At 64.0% G+C, this 21,517-nt stretch carries 22 protein-coding genes and 1 tRNA gene; 11 read left to right on the forward strand and 12 right to left on the reverse strand.

Annotation, left to right across the window (positions count from 1 at the left end; translation table 11 throughout):
- Positions 1 to 9: 9 nt before the first annotated feature.
- From ALIDE2_RS17025 to ALIDE2_RS17035, 3 genes are all read right to left on the reverse strand, one after another.
- Positions 10 to 1,095, reverse strand: coding sequence for an ABC transporter ATP-binding protein (locus ALIDE2_RS17025; RefSeq protein WP_013518363.1), 1,086 nt, complete (start codon positions 1,093 to 1,095; stop codon positions 10 to 12).
- Between the two features lie 3 nt (positions 1,096 to 1,098).
- A complete protein-coding gene (locus ALIDE2_RS17030) occupies positions 1,099 to 2,829 on the reverse strand; it encodes an ABC transporter permease (RefSeq protein ID WP_013722726.1) in 1,731 nt (576 codons plus the stop codon).
- A gap of 63 nt (positions 2,830 to 2,892) precedes the next feature.
- A complete protein-coding gene (locus tag ALIDE2_RS17035) occupies positions 2,893 to 4,221 on the reverse strand; it encodes an ABC transporter substrate-binding protein (protein ID WP_013518361.1) in 1,329 nt (442 codons plus the stop codon).
- Between the two features lie 119 nt (positions 4,222 to 4,340).
- Here ALIDE2_RS17035 and ALIDE2_RS17040 point away from each other — a divergent pair, with 119 nt between their 5' ends.
- From ALIDE2_RS17040 to ALIDE2_RS17065, 6 genes are all read left to right on the forward strand, one after another.
- Positions 4,341 to 5,273 carry an alpha/beta fold hydrolase gene (locus tag ALIDE2_RS17040; protein WP_013722727.1) on the forward strand — a complete coding sequence of 311 codons (933 nt, stop codon included), beginning with the start codon at positions 4,341 to 4,343 and terminating at the stop codon, positions 5,271 to 5,273.
- Between the two features lie 122 nt (positions 5,274 to 5,395).
- Entirely contained in the window at positions 5,396 to 6,400 is a 1,005-nt protein-coding gene (locus tag ALIDE2_RS17045) for a diaminopimelate dehydrogenase (protein WP_013722728.1), read from the forward strand.
- A 68-nt stretch (positions 6,401 to 6,468) separates the two neighbouring features.
- Positions 6,469 to 7,573 (forward strand): peptide chain release factor 2 gene (gene prfB / locus ALIDE2_RS17050; protein WP_013518358.1). Its coding sequence is split into 2 segments (ribosomal slippage): positions 6,469 to 6,549 and positions 6,551 to 7,573, totalling 1,104 coding nucleotides; the frame shifts between segments, so codons are not numbered across the junction.
- Between the two features lie 11 nt (positions 7,574 to 7,584).
- Positions 7,585 to 10,293 (forward strand): aminopeptidase N, encoded by a 2,709-nt coding sequence (gene pepN, locus ALIDE2_RS17055; RefSeq protein ID WP_013722729.1) that lies wholly within the window; start codon positions 7,585 to 7,587, stop codon positions 10,291 to 10,293.
- 20 nt (positions 10,294 to 10,313) lie between these two features.
- Positions 10,314 to 11,321, forward strand: coding sequence for a class 1 fructose-bisphosphatase (locus ALIDE2_RS17060; protein WP_013518356.1), 1,008 nt, complete (start codon positions 10,314 to 10,316; stop codon positions 11,319 to 11,321).
- Between the two features lie 11 nt (positions 11,322 to 11,332).
- Positions 11,333 to 11,408 (forward strand) — tRNA-Thr (locus ALIDE2_RS17065).
- A gap of 361 nt (positions 11,409 to 11,769) precedes the next feature.
- On the opposite strand, the gene ALIDE2_RS17070 is transcribed toward ALIDE2_RS17065, so the two are convergent.
- The 3 genes from ALIDE2_RS17070 to ALIDE2_RS17080 form a co-directional block, all read right to left on the reverse strand.
- On the reverse strand, positions 11,770 to 12,666 hold the full coding sequence (locus tag ALIDE2_RS17070; protein WP_081471096.1) for an ArdC family protein: 897 nt from the start codon (positions 12,664 to 12,666) through the stop codon (positions 11,770 to 11,772).
- 80 nt (positions 12,667 to 12,746) lie between these two features.
- Positions 12,747 to 13,022, reverse strand: a complete 276-nt coding sequence (locus tag ALIDE2_RS17075; protein ID WP_013722731.1) for a hypothetical protein — start codon at positions 13,020 to 13,022, stop codon at positions 12,747 to 12,749.
- 306 nt (positions 13,023 to 13,328) lie between these two features.
- On the reverse strand, positions 13,329 to 13,682 hold the full coding sequence (locus ALIDE2_RS17080; RefSeq protein ID WP_013722732.1) for a helix-turn-helix domain-containing protein: 354 nt from the start codon (positions 13,680 to 13,682) through the stop codon (positions 13,329 to 13,331).
- A gap of 93 nt (positions 13,683 to 13,775) precedes the next feature.
- Here ALIDE2_RS17080 and ALIDE2_RS25060 point away from each other — a divergent pair, with 93 nt between their 5' ends.
- The 5 genes from ALIDE2_RS25060 to ALIDE2_RS24085 all read left to right on the forward strand — a co-directional run bounded on the left by ALIDE2_RS25060 (position 13,776) and on the right by ALIDE2_RS24085 (position 16,479).
- The gene (locus ALIDE2_RS25060) at positions 13,776 to 14,201 is read left to right on the forward strand and encodes a hypothetical protein (RefSeq protein ID WP_148262979.1); all 426 of its coding nucleotides are present in this window, start codon (positions 13,776 to 13,778) and stop codon (positions 14,199 to 14,201) included.
- 50 nt (positions 14,202 to 14,251) lie between these two features.
- A complete protein-coding gene (locus ALIDE2_RS25065) occupies positions 14,252 to 14,893 on the forward strand; it encodes a DUF4124 domain-containing protein (protein ID WP_148262980.1) in 642 nt (213 codons plus the stop codon).
- A gap of 6 nt (positions 14,894 to 14,899) precedes the next feature.
- Positions 14,900 to 15,229 (forward strand): hypothetical protein, encoded by a 330-nt coding sequence (locus tag ALIDE2_RS25070; protein WP_148262981.1) that lies wholly within the window; start codon positions 14,900 to 14,902, stop codon positions 15,227 to 15,229.
- 154 nt (positions 15,230 to 15,383) lie between these two features.
- Complete coding sequence (locus ALIDE2_RS25075; protein WP_148262982.1) at positions 15,384 to 16,148, forward strand: hypothetical protein; 765 nt, start codon at positions 15,384 to 15,386, stop codon at positions 16,146 to 16,148.
- Entirely contained in the window at positions 16,135 to 16,479 is a 345-nt protein-coding gene (locus ALIDE2_RS24085; RefSeq protein ID WP_013722735.1) for a terminase small subunit, read from the forward strand. Before ALIDE2_RS25075 ends, ALIDE2_RS24085 begins: the two co-directional genes overlap by 14 nt.
- Positions 16,480 to 16,684: 205 nt before the next feature.
- Here the strand turns inward: ALIDE2_RS24085 and ALIDE2_RS17105 are convergent, their stop codons facing one another.
- The 6 genes from ALIDE2_RS17105 to ALIDE2_RS17130 all read right to left on the reverse strand — a co-directional run bounded on the left by ALIDE2_RS17105 (position 16,685) and on the right by ALIDE2_RS17130 (position 21,223).
- Positions 16,685 to 18,157, reverse strand: coding sequence for an AAA family ATPase (locus ALIDE2_RS17105; RefSeq protein WP_013722736.1), 1,473 nt, complete (start codon positions 18,155 to 18,157; stop codon positions 16,685 to 16,687).
- Complete coding sequence (locus tag ALIDE2_RS17110; RefSeq protein WP_013722737.1) at positions 18,158 to 18,709, reverse strand: DNA-primase RepB domain-containing protein; 552 nt, start codon at positions 18,707 to 18,709, stop codon at positions 18,158 to 18,160.
- Positions 18,696 to 18,926 carry a hypothetical protein gene (locus ALIDE2_RS25080; protein ID WP_013722738.1) on the reverse strand — a complete coding sequence of 77 codons (231 nt, stop codon included), beginning with the start codon at positions 18,924 to 18,926 and terminating at the stop codon, positions 18,696 to 18,698. Before ALIDE2_RS25080 ends, ALIDE2_RS17110 begins: the two co-directional genes overlap by 14 nt.
- A complete protein-coding gene (locus ALIDE2_RS17120; RefSeq protein ID WP_013722739.1) occupies positions 18,919 to 19,152 on the reverse strand; it encodes a helix-turn-helix domain-containing protein in 234 nt (77 codons plus the stop codon). The genes ALIDE2_RS25080 and ALIDE2_RS17120 overlap by 8 nt, the downstream gene beginning before the upstream one ends.
- Positions 19,153 to 19,298: 146 nt before the next feature.
- Complete coding sequence (locus ALIDE2_RS17125; protein ID WP_013722740.1) at positions 19,299 to 19,970, reverse strand: hypothetical protein; 672 nt, start codon at positions 19,968 to 19,970, stop codon at positions 19,299 to 19,301.
- 8 nt (positions 19,971 to 19,978) lie between these two features.
- Positions 19,979 to 21,223, reverse strand: a complete 1,245-nt coding sequence (locus ALIDE2_RS17130; protein ID WP_013722741.1) for a site-specific integrase — start codon at positions 21,221 to 21,223, stop codon at positions 19,979 to 19,981.
- Positions 21,224 to 21,517: the final 294 nt, after the last annotated feature.

Raw genomic sequence — 21,517 nt, forward strand, 5'->3', positions numbered from 1 at the left:
GGAGCCCGCTCAGCGGTCGAGATAGCGCAGCTGCGCGGGGTCGAGCCCCAGGCGCACCTGCGCGCCGGGCGCGAACATGCCCCTGCCCGCGTAGTGCGGCTGGTCGCTGGTCAGCGCCACCTCGCCCACGCGCACGCGGTAGCGCGAGAACTCGCCCAGGAACTCGGCGCTCTCCACCAGGCCGTCGAGCCACACGCGCGCGCCGTCGCCCGGCTCGCCGCGCGGGCGCATGCTGACCTGGTGCGGCCGGAAGGCCAGCGCCGCCGGGCCGATGGCCGGCGGCTCTGCGGGCCGCGCCAGCGCGAGCGGCCCGAGGCCGCGGGCGTGGAATGTCAGCGTATCGGCCGAGACCGCCGTGACCTCGCCCTCCAGCAGATTGGCCGTGCCCACGAAGCCGGCCACGAAACGGTTGTGCGGATAGTCGTACAGCCCCGCGGCCGTACCCACCTGCTGCAGGATGCCTTTGTCGAGCACCGCCATGCGGTCCGCCGTGGTCATGGCCTCTTCCTGGTCGTGGGTGACGAAGACGGTGGTCAGGCCCAGCTTGCGCTGCAGGTTCTTGAGCTCCTCGCGCATCTGCACGCGCAGCTGCTTGTCCAGGTTGGACAGCGGCTCGTCGAGCAGCAGCAGTCTGGGCTCGATGACGATGGTGCGCGCCAGCGCCACACGCTGCTGCTGGCCGCCCGACAGCTGCGCGGGGCGGCGCCTGGCGTACTGGGCCAGCCCGACGAGGTCGAGCACCGCGCCCACCTTGCGGCGCATGGCGTCGCGGCTTTCGCGCCGCTCCACCAGGCCGAAGGCCACGTTGTCCCACACCGTCATGTGCGGCCACAGCGCGTAGTTCTGGAACACCATGCCGATGTTGCGCAGGTGCGGCGGCACGCCGCTGATGTCCTGGCCGTCCACGAGCAGCTCGCCGCTCTGGTGCTGGTTGAAGCCCGCGATCAGGCGCAGCAGCGTGGACTTGCCCGAGCCCGAGGGGCCGAGCAGCGCGAAGAACTCGCCCGGCTCGATCCTCAGGTCGATGTCACGCAGCACGGGCGTGGTGCCGTAGCTCAGGCTGATGTGGCGGCATTCGAGGGAGGCTTGGTTCATGCGCTATGCCCTGGATGATGGTTGCACCGCGGCGCGCGAGCGCTCCACGAAGCGGTGCGAGAAATACGTGCCCAGGCCGACGACGGCCACGGCCAGCACGCCCAGGGCCGCGCCCGGCCCGCGCCCGGCGATGCTTTGCATGTACAGGTAGATGCCCAGGCTCATGGGCGCCTGGCTTTCGGTGGACACCAGCACCAGCGTGGCCGACAGCTCCACGGCCGCGGTGATGAAGCTGGTGACGAAGCCCGCCAGGATGCCGCCGGCCATCAGCGGCACCATCACGCGCCGCATGGTGGACAGGCGCGAGGCGCCCAGGCTCTGCGCCGCCTCTTCGAGCGACACGTGCACCTGCTGCAGCGCTGCCATGCACGAGCGCAGCGCGTACGGCAGGCGCCGCACGGCGTAGGCCAGCATGATCAGCACCCAGGTCTGCACCACCAGCCGGTCGCTGCCCGGAAGCTGGACGCCCTTGAATAGGCGCAGGTAGCCGATGGCCAGCACCAGGCCGGGAATGGCCAGCGCAGCCGATGCCAGCCAGTCCAGCCACTGGCGCGCGGGCAGCCGCGTGCGCAGGATCAGGTAGGCGATGGCCGTGCCTATCACCACGTCCAGCCCCGCGGCCAGCAGGCAGTACAGCAGCGTGTTGCCGATCATGCCGCCCGCGTCGCTGAACACGGTGGCGTAGTGCTCCAGCGTGTAGGCGTCGGGCAGCACCGAGAAGCTCCACACCTTGGCGAACGACATCAGCAGGATGCCCGCGTGCGGCGCCAGCACCACGGCCAGCACGAGCAGGATCCAGCCGTAGGCCAGCAGCGATTCCCACCGGCCCAGGCGGCGCTTTTGCAGCGCGTTGCCGCCCTTTTGCAGCGTGGCGTAGTCGCGCCCCTTCATCACGCGCGCGGCGAGCCACAGCGCCAGGATGGAGAAGCCGATCATGATCACGCTGATCACGTAGCCCAGCGGGTCGTCCACGCCCACCGAGGTGATGCGCAGATAGGCCTGGGGCGCGAGCATGTTGCTCACCCCCATGACCAGCGGCGTGCCCAGATCGTCGAACACCTTCACGAACACCAGCGCGGCGCCCGCCAGATAGCCCGGCATGGCCAGCGGAAAGATCACGCGGCGAAACAGCCGCAGGCCCCGCGCGCCCAGGTTCAGGGCCGATTCCTCCATGGCCCCGTCGATGTTGCGCATGGCCGCGACGAGGTTGAGCAGGATGAACGGGAAGTAGTGGATGCTCTCGACGAAGGTCACGCCCACGAGGCCGTCCATGACGGGCACGGTGAAGCCCAGCCAGTCGTCGAGCAACAGGTTCACCGAGCCGCTGCGCCCGAAGATGAGCTGCAGCGCCACCGCGCCCACGAAGGGCGGCATGATGAGCGGCAGCACGCCCAGGGTCTGGATCAGAAGCGCGCCGCGGAACTCGAAGCGCACCGTCAGGTACGCGAGCGGCACGGCGATCACGCTGGCGAAGAACGTGCTGGCCAGCGCCACCCACAGGCTGTTGAAGAAAGACTCGCGAAAGACCAGCTGGCCGAAGAAGTTGCCGAAGTGGCCGAGGGTGGGCGCGCCGGTCTCGGTGACGAAGGCGGTGTAGATCACCGTGCCCACGGGCAGCACCAGGAAGCACAGCAGGAAGGCCAGGATCAGGCCGAAGGCGATCAAGGGCCCGGGGCTGGCCAGGGTGCGGGGCGATCGCGCGCGGGCGCCGGTCTGAAGGGTGGTTGCGGGCATACAGGCTCCCGGTCGCGCCCGCCGCCATGCGGGGCGGGCGCATGGTGGTCAGGGCGTGCGGGTCTACTTGGCCAGGCCACGCGCCTCTTCGGCCAGCTGGCGCGCGCGTTCGTAGTTGGCGCGCGCCTTCTCGGACCACATCTGCTCCATGCCCGTAAGCTGCTTGGACACGGCCACGTCGCGCCGGCTCTTGCGGAACAGCTCCAGGAACTCGGGGTTCTTCACGTTGTCCGCGCCCACGAGGGATGTGTAGGCCAGGCTGCGCGCCTGCGCCAGCAGCTCGCCGCCGCGCGCGTTGGGCCGGGCCTTGAGGGCGGCCGCGGCCTCATGGATGGCCTTGGTGGCGGCCTGCAGTTCCTTGAGGCGGAAGGTCACCATCTGGTCGAACAGACTGATCACCACGGGGTAGCGCTGGCCCGACAGCTCGGTGTTGAACTGCACCTTGGCGCGCTTGGCGATGTCCTGCGGCACGGGGTAGCCGGCCGGGGGCTTGAGCATCGAATAGGGCAGTATGGGCAGGCGCCCGATCTTGGGGTCGAACAGCAGCTGCTGGCCAGGCACCGACATGGTGTAGGCCATGAACTTCTTGGCCTCGTCGGCGTTCTTGGCGCCGGCGATCAGGGCGATGTTGGCCGGCACCACGGCCGTCATGCTCGGGTAGGTGAAGTCCACCGGATAGCCCGAGTACTTGCCAGCCAGCGCCAGGAAGTCGATCACGATGCCTATGCCGTACTGGCCGTTGTTCACGCCGTCGGGCACGGCGAAGCTGCGGTCGGTCACGGCGGCGGCGTTGCCCATGATCTGCAGCAGCTGCGTCCAGCCCTTGTCCCAGCCCTCGCCCTGCAGGATGGTCTCCACCGTGAGCTGCGTCGTGCCCGAGCGCGAGGGCGACGAGATCGCGATGTGGCCGAAGTACTCGGGCCGCACTAAATCGCTCCACTCCTTGGGCACGGGCAGCTTGTGCGCCTTCAGGTAGCGCGTGTTCCACTCGATGCCATAGCCGGCCAGCGCCTGGCCGTAGTACATGCCCTTGGGGTCGTTGAGCGGGTAGTTGCCGATCTTCTCCGGCGCGCTCCGGTTGACGACCTCGGGCGCGCCCTGCAGCAGCTTGTAGCTGGCCAGCACCTCGAACGCATCGGGCGCGCTGGCCCACATCACGTCGGGGCGCTGGCCCTCGGGCAGCTCGCGTATGTAAGCCACCGAGGCCGTGGTGTTCTTGTTCAGTATCTCGACCTTGATGCCGGGGTTGGCGGCCTCGAAGGCCTTCTGGTAGGCGGTGGTCAGCTCTTTCGGAAAGGACGTGATCACCGTGACGGTGCCGGCCGCCGCGGTCTGGGCCGCGCCCCACAGGCCTGCGGCGGCCAGGGCCATGGCGAGAATGCTGCGCTGCATTGCTGTCTCCTCTGCGTGTCATTGGTATGACTGGCACTGTAAAGCCCTCGCGGCGCGGCTGCCAATCATGGTTTGCGCTGGCGCCCGTGGCATGCTGCGGAAGAGGAAATAATCGGCCCATGTACCAAGCCCTGCGCCATGCCCGTACCGAGTCCGTCCCCATCCGCACGCTGCGCTACCACGTGCGCCTGTGGGGCGATGCCCTGCCCGGCCAGCCGCCCCTGGTGCTGCTGCACGGCTGGATGGACGTGGGCGCCTCCTACCAGTTCGTGGTCGATGCCTTCGGCGCGGCCTTCGCGGCGGGGCGCCTGATCATCGCCCCCGACTGGCGCGGCTTCGGCCGCTCGCGCCTGCCCGGGCCCTGCGACGGCTACCCGTTCGCGGACTACCTGGCCGACCTGGACCAGTTGCTGGACCACTACGCGGGCGGCACGCCAGTGGACCTGGCGGGCCACAGCATGGGCGGCAACGTGGCCATGATGTATGCGGGCGCGCGGCCCGCGCGCATCCGCCGCCTGGTGAACCTGGAGGGCTTCGGCCTGCCGGCCACGCAGCCCGCGCAGGCGCCCGGCCGCTACGCGCAGTGGATGGACGAGCTACGGCAGTTCGAGCGCGGCGAGATGGCGCTCAAGGACTACGACAGCGCCGACGGCGTGGCCCAGCGCCTGATGAAGACCAACCCGCGCCTGGACGCCGGCAAGGCCGCCTGGCTGGCCCGCCACTGGGCGCACGAGGATGCGCACGGGCGCTGGCACATCATGGGCGACGCCGCGCACAAGATCGTGAACCCGCAGATCTACCGCGTGGACGAGGCCCTGGCCCTGTACGAAGCCATCACCGCCCCCGTGCTGTCGGTGCATGCCAGCAGCGGCAGCCTGGGCCGCTGGGGGGAGCGCTACACCCTGCAGGAATACCTCCAGCGCCTGGCCCATGTGCGCGACCACTGCACGGCCGTGGTGCACGACGCCGGCCACATGCTGCACCACGACCAGCCCGCGCAGGTGGCGCGGCTGATCGAGGACTTCGTGGCCGCGGCCACGCCCGCTGGCTGACAATTGCCCGCCGCCCGGCCCGCGCCCCGGCGCACCACCGCCTCATCAGCCAAATCATGCCTGAACGCTTGTGTAGCAAGCGTCAGAAGCTATAAGTTTTGAATCAGAAAGGCAAGCAACACATGGGTCTCGACAACAACGCCCGCACCGCCATCCGCATCGGCATCGTGGGCTACGGCAACCTGGGGCGCGGCGTGGAGGCGGCGGTCGCCAGGAACTCCGACATGGCGGTCGCCGGCATCTACACGCGCCGCGATCCGGCGCAGATCGAGCCCATGGGCGCGGGCGTGCCGGTGCACGCCATGGACAGCCTGCCCGGCCACAAGGGCGGCATCGACGTGCTGGTCCTGTGCGGCGGCTCCAAGGACGACCTGCCGCGCCAGAGCCCCGAGCTGGCCGCGCACTTCAGCCTGGTGGACAGCTTCGACACCCATGCGCGCATCCCCGAGCATTTCGCCGCCGTGGATGCCGCCGCGCAGGCCGGCAGGACCACGGCGCTGATCTCGGCGGGCTGGGACCCGGGCATGTTCTCCATCAACCGCGTGATGGGCGAGGCCCTGCTGCCCGACGGCGCCACCTACACCTTCTGGGGCAAGGGCCTGAGCCAGGGGCATTCCGATGCCGTGCGCCGCGTTCCCGGCGTGGCCGGCGGCGTGCAGTACACCATCCCCGTAGACGAGGCCGTGGCCCAGGTGCGCAGCGGCCTGCGCCCGGCGCTCACCACGCGCGAGAAGCACCGGCGCGAATGCTTCGTGGTGCTGGAGGCGGGCGCCGACGCCAGCGCCGTGCGCAAGACCATCGTCACCATGCCGCACTACTTCGACGAGTACGACACCACGGTGCACTTCATCGGCGCCGAGGAGCTGGCGCGCGAGCACGGTGCCATGCCGCACGGCGGCTTCGTGATCCGCAGCGGCAACACCTCGCAGGAGAACAAGCAGGTTATCGAATACCGCCTGCAGCTGGACAGCAACCCCGAGTTCACCTCCAGCGTGCTCGTGGCCTACGCGCGCGCCGTGCACCGCATGCAGCAGGCGGGCCAATGGGGCTGCAAGACCGTGTTCGACGTGGCGCCGGGCCTGCTGTCGCCCAGGAGCGCGGCCGAGCTGCGCGCGCAGCTGCTGTAACCGCGCCCCGATGTGCGCACCATGAGAAAATCGCGGGTTATTCCGTAAGAAACAGGACGACCCGCACCATGGAAGCAGAACACATCAATCAGATCGGCGCCACCCTCGAAGACCTGGCCAACCGCACGCAAGAGCTACGGAGGTATCTTTGACTACGATGCCAAGTACGAGCGCCTGCGCACGGTAAACGCATCGCTGGAAGACCCGAACGTCTGGAACGACCCCAAGAAGGCCCAGGAACTCGGCAAGGAAAAGAAGCTGCTCGACGGCGTGGTGCTCACGCTGCAGAAGCTGACCGCCGAGCTGGCCGACAACGCCGAGCTCTACGAGATGAGCCGCGAGGAAGGCGACGAGGCCGGCCTGCTCGCGATCGAGGGCGAGGCCGCCAAGCTGCTGCCGCTGATCGAGGAGCTCGAATTCCGCCGCATGTTCAGCAAGGAGGCCGACCCGCTGAACTGCTACATCGACATCCAGGCCGGCGCGGGCGGCACCGAGGCCTGCGACTGGGCCGGCATGCTGCTGCGCCAGTACCTCAAGTACGCCGAGCGCAAGGGCTTCAAGGCCACGGTCGATGAAGAGACGCCCGGCGACGTGGCCGGCATCAAGAGCGCCACCATCCACATCGAGGGCGAATACGCCTACGGCCTGCTGCGCACAGAGACCGGCGTGCACCGCCTGGTGCGCAAGAGCCCGTTCGACAGCTCGGGCGGGCGCCACACCTCGTTCGCCAGCCTGTTCGTCTACCCCGAGGTGGACGACTCGATCGAGATCAACATCAACCCCGCCGACGTGCGCACCGACACCTACCGCGCCAGCGGTGCGGGCGGCCAGCACATCAACAAGACCGACTCGGCCGTGCGCCTCACGCACATCCCCACGGGCATCGTGGTGCAGTGCCAGGACGGGCGCAGCCAGCACTCCAACCGCGACGTGGCCTGGCAGCGCCTGCGCTCCAAGCTCTACGAGCACGAGATGCAAAAGCGCATGGTGGAGCAGCAGAAGCTCGAGGACACCAAGACCGACGTGGGCTGGGGCCACCAGATCCGCTCCTACGTGCTGGACAACAGCCGCATCAAGGACCTGCGCACCAACGTGGAGGTATCGGCCACCCAGAAGGTGCTGGACGGCGACCTGGACGTATTCATCGAAGCCTCGCTCAAGCAGGGCATATAAGGACAAGCGTGATGAAAGAAGGACACACCAAGGCCACGCAGCGCCTGGACTATGCGCCGCCTGCGTACTGGATCGACAGCGTCGAGCTGACGTTCGACCTCGATCCGGCCAAGACCCGCGTCTTGAACAGGATGCGCCTGCGCCGCAACCCCGGCGTGGCGCCCCAGCCGCTGCGCCTCGATGGCGAGGAGCTGAACCTGGCGCGCGTCATGGTCAACGGCGCCGGCAGCTCTTTCAAGATGGAGGGCGACAAGCTGGTGCTGGAGAACCTGCCCGAAGGCAACGACCCCTTCGAGCTGGAGATCTTCACCACCTGCGCCCCCGCCAAGAACACCCAGCTGTCGGGCCTGTACGTGAGCGGTGACACCTTCTTCACGCAGTGCGAGGCCGAGGGCTTTAGGCGCATCACCTACTTCCTCGACCGCCCCGACGTGATGGCCAGCTACCAGGTGCTGCTGCGCGCCGACAAGGCCCAGTACCCGGTGCTGCTGTCCAACGGCAACCTGGTGGAGAGCGGCGAGCTCGACGGCGGCCGCCATTTCGCGCGCTGGGCCGATCCGCACAGGAAGCCCAGCTACCTTTTCGCCCTGGTGGCGGGCAAGCTCGTCGCGCGCGAGCAGCAGATCGTCAGCCGCGCCGGCAAGCCCCACCTGCTGCAGGTCTGGGTGCGCCCGGGCGACCTGGGCAAGACCGAGCACGCCATGAACTCGCTCATGGCGGCCATCGCCTGGGACGAGGCGCGCTTCGGCCTCTCGCTCGACCTGGAGCGCTTCATGATCGTCGCCACCAGCGACTTCAACATGGGCGCCATGGAAAACAAGGGCCTGAACATCTTCAACACCAAGTACGTGCTGGCGAGCGAGGCCACCGCCACCGACGTGGACTTCGCCAACATCGAAAGCGTGGTGGGCCACGAGTACTTCCACAACTGGACGGGCAACCGCGTCACCTGCCGCGACTGGTTCCAGCTCTCGCTGAAAGAGGGCCTGACGGTGTTCCGCGACCAGGAATTCAGCCAGGACATGGCGGGCAGCCCCTCGGCGCGCGCCGTCAAGCGCATCGAGGACGTGCGCGTGCTGCGCACCGCCCAGTTCCCCGAGGACGCGGGCCCCATGGCCCACCCCGTGCGCCCCGACAGCTACGTCGAGATCAACAACTTCTACACCGTCACCATCTACGAGAAGGGCGCCGAGGTCGTGCGCATGCAGCACAACCTGGTGGGCCGCGAAGGCTTTGCGCGCGGCATGAAGCTGTACTTCGAGCGCCACGACGGCCATGCCGTGACCTGCGACGACTTCGTGCAGGCCATGGCCGACGCCAACCCCGCCAGCCCCCTGGCCCTGCACCTGGAGCAGTTCAAGCGCTGGTACTCCCAGGCCGGCACGCCGCACGTCAAGGCTGTGGGCCAGTACGACGCCGACGCGCGCCGCTACACGCTCACGCTGTCGCAAAGCTGCGCCGCCACGCCGGGCCAGCCGGAGAAGCACCCCTTCGTCATCCCCGTGGCCCTGGGCCTGCTGGGCACCGACGGCCGCGCCCTGCCCCTGCAGCTCGAAGGCGAGGCCGCGGCAGGCGGCACCGAGCGCACCGTGGTGCTGACCGAGCCGAGCATGACGCTCGCCTTCGTGAACGTGGACAGCCCGCCCGTGCCCTCGCTGCTGCGCGGTTTCAGCGCCCCGGTGATCCTGGACTGCGAGTATGGCGACGCCGAACTGCTCGCCCTGCTGACGCACGACGGCGACGCCTTCAACCGCTGGGAGGCCGGCCAGCGCCTGATGCTGCGCATCGCTATCAATGCAATAGCTGACGAGGCAGTCACCACGGACGCTGCGGGCCAGATCCACCAAAACATCTTGCCCGCCGCGCTGGCGCAGGCCATGCGCGACGTGCTGCGCCACCCGCAGCTCGACGCCGCGTTCAAGGAGCTGGTGCTCACGCTGCCGTCGGAGAGCTACATCGCCGAGCAGCTCGGCGTGGTCGATCCCCAGCGCATCCACGCCGTGCGCGAGGCGCTGCGCCAGCAGCTGGCCGTGGCGCTCCAGGCCGACTGGGCCTGGGCCTGGGAGGAGCACCACGCCGGCGGCGCCCACCGCCCCGATGCCGTGAGCAGCGGCCGCCGCGCGCTTGCCGGCCTGGCCCTCTCCATGCTGTGCCTTGCCGCGCGCCAGAGCGGCGACGCGGTATGGCCCGGCAAGACCTACCAGCGCTTCAAGGATGCGGGCAACATGACCGACCGCTTCAACGCGCTGTCGGCCCTGGTCATGAGCGGCCACGAACTGGCCGCGCCCGCACTGGCGCGCTTTCACGCCATGTTCAAGGACGACGCGCTGGTGCTCGACAAATGGTTCGCCCTGCAGGCCGGCAGCACCGACCGCGGCGGCAACGTGCTGCCCGCCGTAAAGGCCTTGATGAAGCACCCCGACTTCCACATCAAGAACCCCAACCGCGCGCGCAGCGTCATCTTCAGCTACTGCAGCGCCAACCCCGGCGCCTTCCACCGCCAGGACGCGGCGGGCTACGTGTTCTGGGCCGACCGCGTGCTCGAACTCGACGCCCTGAACCCGCAGGTCGCCGCCCGCCTGGCGCGCGCGCTCGACCGCTGGAATAGGCTCGCCGAGCCCTACCGCACGGCCGCGCGCGAGGCCATCGCCCGCGTGGCCGCCAAGCCCGACCTGTCCAACGACGTGCGCGAAGTCGTCACGCGCGCCCTTGCCGATTGATTGAAGGAAAGGATCTATCCATGCCAGAACGCATCAGCCTCACCCGCTACCTCGTCGAGCAGCAGCGCGTGCACGGGCACATCCCCTCCGAGCTGCGCCTGCTGCTGGAAGTGGTGGCCCGCGCCTGCAAGCGCATCGCCCAGGCCGTCAACAAGGGCGAGCTGGGCGAAGTGATGGGCACCGCCGGCACCGAGAACGTGCAGGGCGAAGTCCAGAAGAAGCTCGACATCATCGCCAACGAGACCCTGATCGAGGCCAACGAATGGGGCGGCCACCTCGCGGCCATGGCCAGCGAGGAGATGGAAGGCATCTACGTCGTACCCAACCGCTACCCTCAGGGCGAATACCTGCTGATGTTCGACCCTCTCGACGGCTCCAGCAACATCGACGTGAACGTGAGCATAGGCACCATCTTCAGCGTGCTGAAGAAGCCCGAAGGCCACCCCGGCGTGCACGACGAGGACTTCCTGCAGCCCGGCCGCTGCCAGGTGGCGGCCGGCTACTGCATCTACGGGCCGCAGACCACGCTGGTGCTCACCGTGGGTGACGGCGTGGCCATGTTCACGCTGGACCGCGAGCAGGGCTCGTTCGTGCTCATCCGTGAGAACGTGCAGATCCCCGAGGACACCAGGGAATTCGCCATCAACATGAGCAACATGCGCCACTGGGACGCGCCCGTGCGCCGCTACATCGACGAGTGCCTCGCCGGCAAGGAAGGCATCCGCGGCAAGGACTTCAACATGCGCTGGGTCGCCAGCATGGTGGCCGACGTGCACCGCATCCTGAGCCGCGGCGGCATCTTCATGTACCCCTGGGACAAGCGCGAGCCGAACAAGCCCGGCAAGCTGCGCCTGATGTACGAGGCCAACCCCATGGGCTGGCTGGTCGAGCAGGCCGGCGGCGCCGCGACGAACGGGAAACAGCGCATCCTCGACATCCAGCCCACCCAGTTGCACGAGCGCGTGAGCGTGATCCTGGGTTCGAAAAACGAGGTCGAACGCGTGACAGGCTACCATAACGGTATATAATCCAAGGCTTCGCCGGTGTAGCTCAGTCGGTAGAGCAGCTCATTCGTAATGAGAAGGTCGGGTGTTCGATTCATCTCACCGGCACCAAATGAATCAAGGGGTTAGGCTCACGCCTAGCCCCTTTTTCTTTTGGCTCGAAAGTCCCGTGGTCCAAATATGGTCCATGAATGTTTCTCGAAGCGGCATGAAGCCCGGTTGGGTGATATGCCCACCGTGGCAAGCCACGGCGGATGTAGTCTAGGAAACTAGTGTTCCCCGAGTGCCCAGAGCAGCTGCAGAACGCGCTTGCAATTCACATGTTCTGCCCTACTTCCAGAGCTGCAAGAAGCAGCCCCTGCCCCCAATCTCGCGGAGGAGAACGTAGACACTGGCGGTTTCCTGCCCCAAGGTGCCGTTATGGGCACCCTATCTGCTTGAGCGGAGCATGAGGTGTGAGGCGTGTCGGGGTTTAAGCAGCTAGCACGACAGTATCTGGAATGGGCTCCGTGACCTCGTTACCGAGCACGAAGTCCGCTGCCTTCTGCGCCATGGACGCAGCGGTGAAGACCAAACGCTTGTCATGGCGCAGGGCTTCCAGCCAGTGGGCGATGTAGCCCGCGTGCTGAAGCTCGGCATCAATGCCGCAGTGACCGCACAGAAATGCCGCCCCCATCTCGGCAACCAACTCCTCGAAGGCGTAGGCCGTGAGGTGCTGGCGGCTCTGCATGGGGCGGTTGCAGCGGGAGGCATGGCCTGTCCAGTGCGTCAACTCGTGCAGGGCCACGCCGTAGTAGCCGGTGGCCTGCGGGAACGCGCCGCGCAGCGGCAACTGGATCACGTCATCGGAAGGTCGGTAAAACGCCTGATCGCCGCCATGGCGAATGACGGCGCCCGAAGCGGCCAGCAGGCGCTCGGCTTCCTCGACCGGGCTCCAGTCGGGAGCCTGTTCAGGCTGCGCCAGCGTTGGCGGCAAGTCCTCGATCTGATCGGCGTTGAAGACCGTGAACGAGCGCAGCATGGGCACATCCTTGGCTGCCGGGGCATCGTTGGCGGCGCAGGATCGCCCGGTCTCATCGACTTCCAGCATCTTGAAGAAGACGATGGGTGTGCCGGTTTCGCCCCGGCGCACGTGGGCGCCCAGCATTCGCGCCTGCTGGTAGGTCAGCCAGCGATTGCGCCGGTAGCCTTCGTGCATGGCGGTCATGTTGAGCAACAGGGTGTTGATGCCGCGATACAGGCGTCCGGTGCTCAGGTTGGCGGGCATGGCGCCGCCCGGTTCCCGCTTCCACGGAAACTGCCACGGGATGGCGCCAGATTCGAGGGCGCCGATGATGCGCTCGGTGATGGATTGGTACAGGTCGGTCATGGTGATGCTCCAGAAACGACGAAGCCCGCACGTGGCGGGCTCCGATGGGTGAGGACAAGGGGAAATCAACTACGCCGGGGTTACACATGCAGGCGAAGCAGACCGGGCGTGTACTGGCCGCGCTTGATGTAGCCGAAGCAACGCTTGGCGATGGTGGTGCCTGCGCTGGTCAGCAGACCGGCAAAGGTGGCCGCCATGACACCGGAGAAGCTACCCCAGTGGATGGCAAGCGTCAGCATCGTGACGCCGATGTCCAGCCACACGTCATGGCCGAGCATGCGCAGCATGGTGCGCCGCCCGAGTTTGATGAAGATGAAGACGAGACCGAGAAAGATGGCGAAGCCGGTTGCGAACATGGTGAGAACTCCCGAAGTGGAAAGTACATGCCAACCCGGATGAGCTGGCGCGGGGCGAGTGGATCGGTCGGGCGCGGTGGCCTTGCGATCCTCACGAAGTTGCCGAGGCAATTCGTAATGAACTCACGAGCCGACAGGCACGCGTGCGAAGCGCGCGGCTTCTGGGAATGATGGAAATGAAAAAGGAGTCTCTTGCATCAGCTGCGAAGAGACTCCTTTTTGGGTATCAGGAAACCGAAACCGAAACTACCCCGGGCCTTTTGATACCGGCGGGGGGTGTAGCAGGACGCGGTTTCGGAGGGACTTCTATGCGCTGCGCAGATGGTCGCAGGTGCGCTTGACCAGATCGACTACGAAGGATCGGTGAGGCTCATCCAACTCGGCAAGCCACGCTGCAATTTTGGTGGCCTGATCGTCCGGCTGAGCGGATGTCTCGGCCAACAACTCGCCGATGCGCACGCGCAGGCAATGGCTGATTTTTTCGAGTGTCTGTAGGGATGGCGTAGTCGCGCCGCGTTCGACACGGCTGATGGTTTCTGGCTCGACACCAATGCGCTCGGCCAGATCGGCCTGAGTCCATTCCTTGGTCTTGCGCAGTGTGGCGATCTGGGTGCCGAGGCGCTGCGCCAACGGCTTGCCCGGATGCTTCTTCTTGACCATATCTGTTGGGTTTTTTGACAACAGATATGGTTGTTTTTACATGACACTTCGACCAGAATCTGATATGTCTAGGTTAGACATATTGAGTTTTCCTTGGGAAGAAAAATTGCTATCTGGGCCGCTGGCGTGGCGGTTGTCGTCGGCGGTGCGTACTTGCTGGATGCCGTGTATCAGAGCCGCGCGGCGCGCGAGGTGCCTGTCGGATCTTCCTTGACGCCGAACGACGGCTGGTACACGCCACGGGGCACGGCGCAAAGAACGTTGGATGGGGCGCCGATGTCGGAGTGCGCACCTTCCCAGTTTTCTCCTGCAGAAGCGATGAAACACGCGGCCGATCAGGGCTGGACGTACCAAGTCGTGGAGGACAAGGGTAGTGAACCGGCTCAGTTCCTGAGCCTGATCTTGCACGAGCCCAATGGCACCAAGCGCAATGTCCTGTACTTTCGAGGCAAGAAATTCTGCGAATTTTTCCTGAACGGGCAAGGCGCCAAGGTTCGGGATGTTGAACGCTACAAATAAATCATGTGCTGCGCGGGCAAGGGCCTGCCGGTGCGACATCGAGGGAAAAAATGAACAGCAAGTACATCTTCAATGTCGTTGGGGCACTGGTGCTCTGCATCGTCCTGTTGCCATCGGCATCCATGGCACAGGTTTTCAAGTGCAAGGATGCGTCCGGCAAAACCGCGTACCAAAGCACGCCGTGCGCAGCAGCACAACAGGAGTCGCGCCCCGTCATCCTTGATTCCCCCACGTTGACCGACGAGGAAAAATTCAATGCGGCGGCCTACGCGGCAGGGATGACGCCGAAAGAGGCCAAACGGCTTCTGCAAGGTGGTCCGGCGAGTCCCGGTCAACCTGTTGCCGGTGGAGGTCAAGTCGAACCGCGTGAGCAGAACCAGCCCCGAGCTGTCGATCCGCGCAATGCGGCGTACCGTTGTACGAGGCTCGATGGCACCTCGTATGTCAGCAGCACGCCATGTCCAAAACGAGGGCATGTGGCCGTCAACGGAACAACTACCAGCGGCGCACCGGCCACTGGGGGATTCTGGGCACCGATGCAGCAAGAGGTGATCGACAAAGGCGAAGCCTGTCAGGAGGCGAAGGCACGCCGCGACCGATCGGAAGAGAGCCATCGCAAACAGGGCCGTGCCATGCCGGACGAATACCGGCGCAGACTGGATCAGAACGTCAGTGACGTGTGCAAAAGGTGAACCCTGATGGGGTCGCCTCGCACAATCGAAGTGCTACTGTTTGAAACGTTCCCCGAAGCATCGCTTTTCGCTCGGCAACTGGCCAAACGATCAGCCAAGGTTGTACGCTTGTGGCCTGACGCTCGCGGATGGCTGGTTGAAAATTTGGCCGCTGAGCGCGGTACGCATGATGTAGATTTTTGTGGGCATGAGTACAGCGAACGCACTGACCCGTATGACGAAGAAATCGCGTATCAGGAAAGACAACGCTTGATGGACGACCCCAAATTTCCGGGAGAAGAAGCGTATTCGCTGGGCGGGGACTTGAACGAGGATTGGATGCTCGACCATGGCTGATAACGTCAAGCAGTTGGTAAAGTTCCAGCGGAACAGCCTTCTCAAGAACATCAGGCCATGCTTTGACAGTCGGTATGGGATTTAGAAATTTTAATCGGCGGAGATGAGCAAAACGGAGGGGTTTTGGCACGAGCCGCAAACGTGGAGTGCGTGAGTGAAAGCGAAAACTGAAATGCAAATCGGTGTTGTTGCTGAGGTCGGCAACGGCTCCATGCGCGTGAATCCGACAATCGAGAACTGGCATTTTGTGTGTAAAAAATGCACCCAAAAACTTCGAATTCCGGCGCGTAGAGAGATTGAATTTGTATGTGTGTCCTGCCGACAGAGCTATTCGGTTAATCATCACGGCCAGGTTTTTATGGAAGTCTCTGTCGCTCGTCCACCTGAGAAGGAGCTTGCGAAGACTGCCAGCAAAAATCGCCATACTCCTCCTGTTGAAGATAAGAAAAGGCCCATTCATATTGATGTGCTGGGTCAGTCACCTTCCGCAATTCCTGCGGTCAACGCCAAAGGCGGTCTTTTTGGTAGGCTGGTCTATGGCGTGACAGCTGTTGCGGCGGCTGCATCGGAGGCAAATGAAGCTGCGCGAGGAGCGGCGTTGTTGCGTGATTATGAAAGCACGATGCTAGGAATTCGGGGTCTTAATGAGAAGGTGCTGGCGCTGACTCTGATTAATTACGTCGACAAGGTTTCAAAGCTAAAAACACACTCGGAGAACTGGACGCGGGAAGGGTGTATCAAAATGGCACGCGCGCTTCAAAAAGAAGCGCGCAAATGTCTCGATTTTAATTTAGCCGAAGCCTACGCCTTGTGGATGGCTGGGGCTTGGATGGAGAGCAAGTGGCGCACGTCGCCGGAAGCAGACTTTGTTCATCTCGAGCTTGACGGCATGTGGAGAAGGCTAAATGCAGAGTCGTAACCGAAACCGGGAACAACGCGCGAAGCAGACTCGCTTTGTGCGCGAATACGCCGTGGACTGCAACGGCGCGGCGGCGGCGGTGCGGGCAGGCTATTCGCCGCGCTCGGCCAAGGTGACGGCGAGTCGGCTGCTAACCAAGGCTAACGTGCAGCGGGCGCTGCGGCAGATTCAGCAGGCGGATGCCGAGCGGTTGTCACTCAGTCGTGAAGCGGTGATTGGGCAACTACAGGACGCAATCGATTTCGCGCGGGTCAAGCAAGACCCGATGGCGATGATCGTGGGGCTGCGGGAGTTGGGGCGGATGATGGGATATTACGAGGCCAACGATTGAGCGGGCAAATCTGCTTGCACCTTTTCATTCCTTGCGCCAGTTGCCGCTTCGATGGCGGCAGACACTATATAGAACGGCCATCAAGCGTAAGTGGTTGATTTTGTTGGTGTTTTTCGGCGTTCTGATTTGATGGGTATCGAGTCCAAGTCGTTGATCCGAAAGGGATTTTTGTTCGATAGGCAGCGCGTTCGATGCCATCGAGGCATCAAGGTATCGAACCGGCGGCAGAGGGAAAATTGATCGGTTTGTCCGGCATGGCAACGAGCTTTCCGTGATCGCGGCGAATCTTCCCGGCATTCAGCAGCGCATTGACGGCTTTCCGTACAGAGTTCTTCCCTGCTTTCAGACTGCCGCCCTCGCCACCAAACGTGTTCTCGATCTGGTTGGCTGAATAGCTCTTTCCAAGAGCTGCTTCGTCGCGGATCAGTTGCAATACACGATCTTCGAGAGTCACAGGTACCCCGCTGGCACGCAGGCCGACCAGATAGCCGTTCGGTTTGCGGATCAAGATTTCTGCATCGATGGGTGGGCCGTAGTTGCTCTTGGTCAGTTCGGCACTGAGATAGTGCTTGCTGGCGTCCAGTCCAACTTTTGCCTCTTTCGTAGCCGGTGAAAGGTTGAGCTGCCAGCGAACGCCGTCCGTCATGGCACTGGAGCCGCGCGTGGCGGCCTGCCCACGGGTGCCGGTCGTGGGGTTCATGCTGGCCTTGTTTGCATGGTGGCAGACCAGCACGGTAGCCCCGGTGGCATGGCGCAGGCGCTCCAACTGCTCAATGAATCGGGTGGTGTCGTCGGCGGCATTTTCATCGCCACCGCGAAAGCGTGAGGCCGGGTCGATCACGATGAGTTTCAGGTCGGGGATGCCTGCAACCGTCAAAAGCAGGCGGTCAACATAGTCCGTGGCCTCCACATCGCCACGGCGCTGTGCGCGGGTCATCAGGTTATTGCTGGCCGTCAATGACTTGATGAAAAGCCCCTTGCGCAGATCGGCGGCCATCGCTGGATGGCTCGGGCTCAACTCCGTGATGATGCGGTCAAGGCGGCGGTGCACCTCGTCAATCTCATCCTCGGCCAACAGCAGCAGCGCCGTGCCACGCTCGCCACCCTGCCACACGTCGCAAAGGGGGATGCCCGTTGCTACGGTCACTCCCATTTGCAGCACGAACTGGCTCTTGCCGGTGCCGCCCGGAGCGACGATCATGCCGACAATCCCCAAGGGCAGCATGCCGCTCAAGAGCCAGCGGCGAACAGGCGGGCTCGTGCGCAGCAGAAGATCGATGTTGGCGTCGGCGATGTCAAACAGCGGGGTCAGCGGCACCTTGTGGCGTTCGGGGTGGTTGCGTGCATCGGTCTTCGCAAGGCTCTCCACCGTGCGACGCACCTTGTCCACGTCAAGCGGCGGGCTCTGGCGGGCGTTCCAGTCTAAGGCGATCTGGTGCACCATATCAACAGGATGGCTCTTTGAAAGCAGATCTCCAACAACCTTCGTCAATGCAGCGGTGCGCTCGCCATCGGGGTACGAATTCAAAAAGGGATTGTCCTCGTGCACGGCCAGTTGCGGCGGACGTGTACCGTGGCTGGCGGACGGGCCACCGTTCGTGACCACCAAGCGCAGTTGTGTTTTCAAGTCGCCAGACGAATAGAGGCGGGACGGATCGGCAAATTTGATCGGCAACATTCAGGCTTCCTTCCCTTGTTGCATCAACGTCATGAAAGGATCGCCATCCTTCTTTTGGTGATAGAAGCCGGGAAGGCGCATCACACGCGCCGGATCGCTGACGGCAGGGTCGCCAGAAAAGCGTTTGGCCAAAGCCTTCTGGACAGCCGGGAACTCGTCGAGGGCCGTTTCGGGCGCCGCCAACCAGTACGCATGCCATTTGCCGGGGCTGCTCTCCACAACAATGTGCGGGGGCAGCTCTGCGGTGAACAGGGGGTCAATACCGCACTTATCCAAGTCCACATAGTGGGCGCGAACGCGGCGGACGTTTTCGGCCTTGCGGCCGCTCAGGTCGCCCGCATTCACCATAACGAAGATACCGGCACCGTTCAAATTGGCTTTGACCAAGGTGTCGGCATGCTGGGTCAGGGAGCCGTGCAGGATGCGCGGAAACTCCTTGCTACCGGTGCGCTCGGCGAAAATTTGAAAAGTGAAGCTGTCCGGGTCAGCATCCAGCAGTTCAAGGAACTGGCGGGCGTGGTCGATGTCGGGGTGCAGATCAGAGGCCGTCATGCTGCCCCCCAATCTTCCAAACGTGCTCGCCATCGGGCACGTACACCATCGACATGGACGAGGTGGCGCGCTCCGCGTCCGCAGCGAAGAAGCCACCGATAACAATCCAGCCACCCGGAACACGAAGGCGATGGATCGAAGCAGTGCAGGGAATCGCAAACGGAATATCGGGCATGCGCTCGATATCGTCGTCGTAGGACTGAGTGTTCTTAGACATGGCTGACGCTCCCGGTCGCAAGGTCGCTACGGTGCTTGAGCAGCCACGTATCCAAATCGTCCTTCAGGTAGACGATCTTGCGACCCAATTTAACGAAGGGAGGCGGGGTCATGCGGTTGCGGCGGGCACCTTCGGAGCGGCCGTGGCGCAGTGTGGAGCGGGAGATACCCAGATACGCGGCGGCTTGCTCTTCCGTCATCCCGCGCGTCAGTTCAGTGGTCGGCATGGTTGATCCTCTCAGTGCGGGGAACACCCCCGCCATGCCGCAAGAGTCGCCGAGAGCGCGGGGGTGCTGTTAGGAACGGAATCGCCCAACAGGCATATTCCGTTCCTTGACATGAACCGCTGGTGCATGCCGCTCCCGCGACCGCCCTATCCGCCCGGATCGAGCTTGGCTACATGCGTTGGATGGATGGGGTTGTCCGCCTCATCAATGATGGCGTTGACGAGGTCTGCAATGACGCTGTGCTGCGGGCTGCCGGTCCTATCGCGTAGCAATCGAATCAGATGCCGCACGGCATAGGTCCGAAACGCACTGCTGTGATTCGGCTTGGATGGCAGCGACATTCCGCCCTCCCAATCAGTGCGCTCGCGCAGCACGCCGTTAAGTCGATGCAAGACCGCCTCCACATACAGCGGGGATGCCTCGCCGGGGATATTCCGCAAATAGGCACGATCAGGTTCGGGAAACAACGCTTCAACCGTCAGCGGCACCGCACAGTACGCGCGAAGCGCCTGCTCATGGCGCCCCATCGCCGCTACCAACCTCTTCGCGAGCCCTCGAATCTCTTTGACGGCTTTATCCTGCTCGCTGGTCGATGCCTTGGGAGCGCCCTCCCACATTCCACGCACCGACAAGCAAGCCTCCATGACCTCCCGCGCCACGTCCTCGCCGCACTGTTCCGATATCACCTCCAAGCGACGACAAAGCAGCGGGCTATCCAGAATGCGCACCAGCACGGCGCGGTCCCAATACGGTGGCCAGAACTCAGGGCCACCGTCATACGCTTTGATCCATGCGGGTGGAATGTACCGATTCGTCATGTCACCCCCTATGCCGCGCGCACCAGCTTGGCGACTGCCTGCGCTTTGTGCTCCGGTGCGAGATGGGCGTACCGGAGAGTCATCTTCAAGTCGGCATGGCCAAGCAGTTCGCGTACGGTGTTGAGGTCAACACCGGCCATCACGAGCCGCGAGGCAAAGTGATGCCGCATGTCGTGCCAATGGAAATCTTGGAGTTTCACCGCCTTGACAATCGAACCCCAAGCGGAGTCCACATTGGTCAGCGGTGCGCCATCCTTGCCGGGGAAAACAAGTTCCTCGTCCTCGCCGGGATGCTGGTCCATCCAGCGCGCCAGCATGGCGGCGGCCTCTTCGTTCAACGGAACGAAACGACTTTTGCCGCTCTTGGCAGCGGCTGCGCGGACCTTGAGCATGCGCTTCTCCATGTCGATATCAGAACGCTTGAGCTTGAACAGTTCACCCCGCCGCAAGCCTGTATTGATGGTGACAAGGATCATCGGCCGAATATGGTCGATGAACTCGCCTTCGGCGATCAGCGGGCGAGCTTCATGTCCGCGCTGCATCCTCCATTCGTTGTGTCGCACGCGCGCTGCGCGGGCATTGGCCTCCCGAGCGTCCAAAACTTCGCGCAGCCGGGTTTCCTCTGCGTCAGACAGGAAGCGGACACGGTGATCTTCGTCAACCTTGGCCTGCTTGACTTTGCGCAACGGGTGTTCGGGAATCAACTCCCATTCAACGGCTTTCGTCAGTGCGGAACGCAGCGATGCCAATTCGCGGTTGACGGATGTGGGTTTCAGTCCGCTCTTGAGCCGCTCGGACTTCCACTTGTCGAACTGCCACGCGGTGAGACTGTCGAGCCGCTTGTCAAGGTGCTCCTTGAACGCAACGCGCATGCGTGCCAAGGTTTTCTCGGCCGTCCCAAGATGCGCCAGCGCCCAAGGGGCGTAATGCTCGTCAATAAACGCTTCAAGCGTCGGCTTGCGCTCTTCGCGGCGTTGCTGGCGCTTGTCATCATTGGGGTCGATGCCACGCGCCACGTCGCCGAGAACCTTCTTGGCCTCGTCGCGGGCCTGCGCCGGGGTCAACGGCGGCGTGCGGCCGATGACGTAACGGTTCTTACGGCCATCGCGCAACCGATAGGCAACGAGGAAAGTCTTGGTCCCCGTAGGTTGAATGCGAAGCTGGAAGCCGCGCAGTTCGGTGTCATTGACTTCGTAAGTGGTATTGCTGGGCGACAGGGCTGCCAACAACTGGTTGGTAATTTTTGCTTTCACGAAAGAGTCCTCTTCCCGCTAGGGGGTTGAGGGCTTCATTCCGTTTTCGTGGTCCACCCGTGGTCCAAATGGCATGCACAGGGACTGATCTACAGGGCCTGCGATGCACAAACAATCCAAGGGCATGCCTTGGTTCGTCTGAGATATATGCTACCTCATAGTGCATTGCGGTGCCTAGAAGACTCCGATCCCGAGCCTTTCGTAATGAGAAGGTCGGGTGTTCGATTCATCTCACCGGCACCAAATGAAAACCCCTGATTCGCAAGAGTCAGGGGTTTTTTCTTGGGGTGCCCG

It is taken from the genome of Alicycliphilus denitrificans K601 (assembly GCF_000204645.1).
GTDB lineage: Bacteria > Pseudomonadota > Gammaproteobacteria > Burkholderiales > Burkholderiaceae_C > Alicycliphilus > Alicycliphilus denitrificans.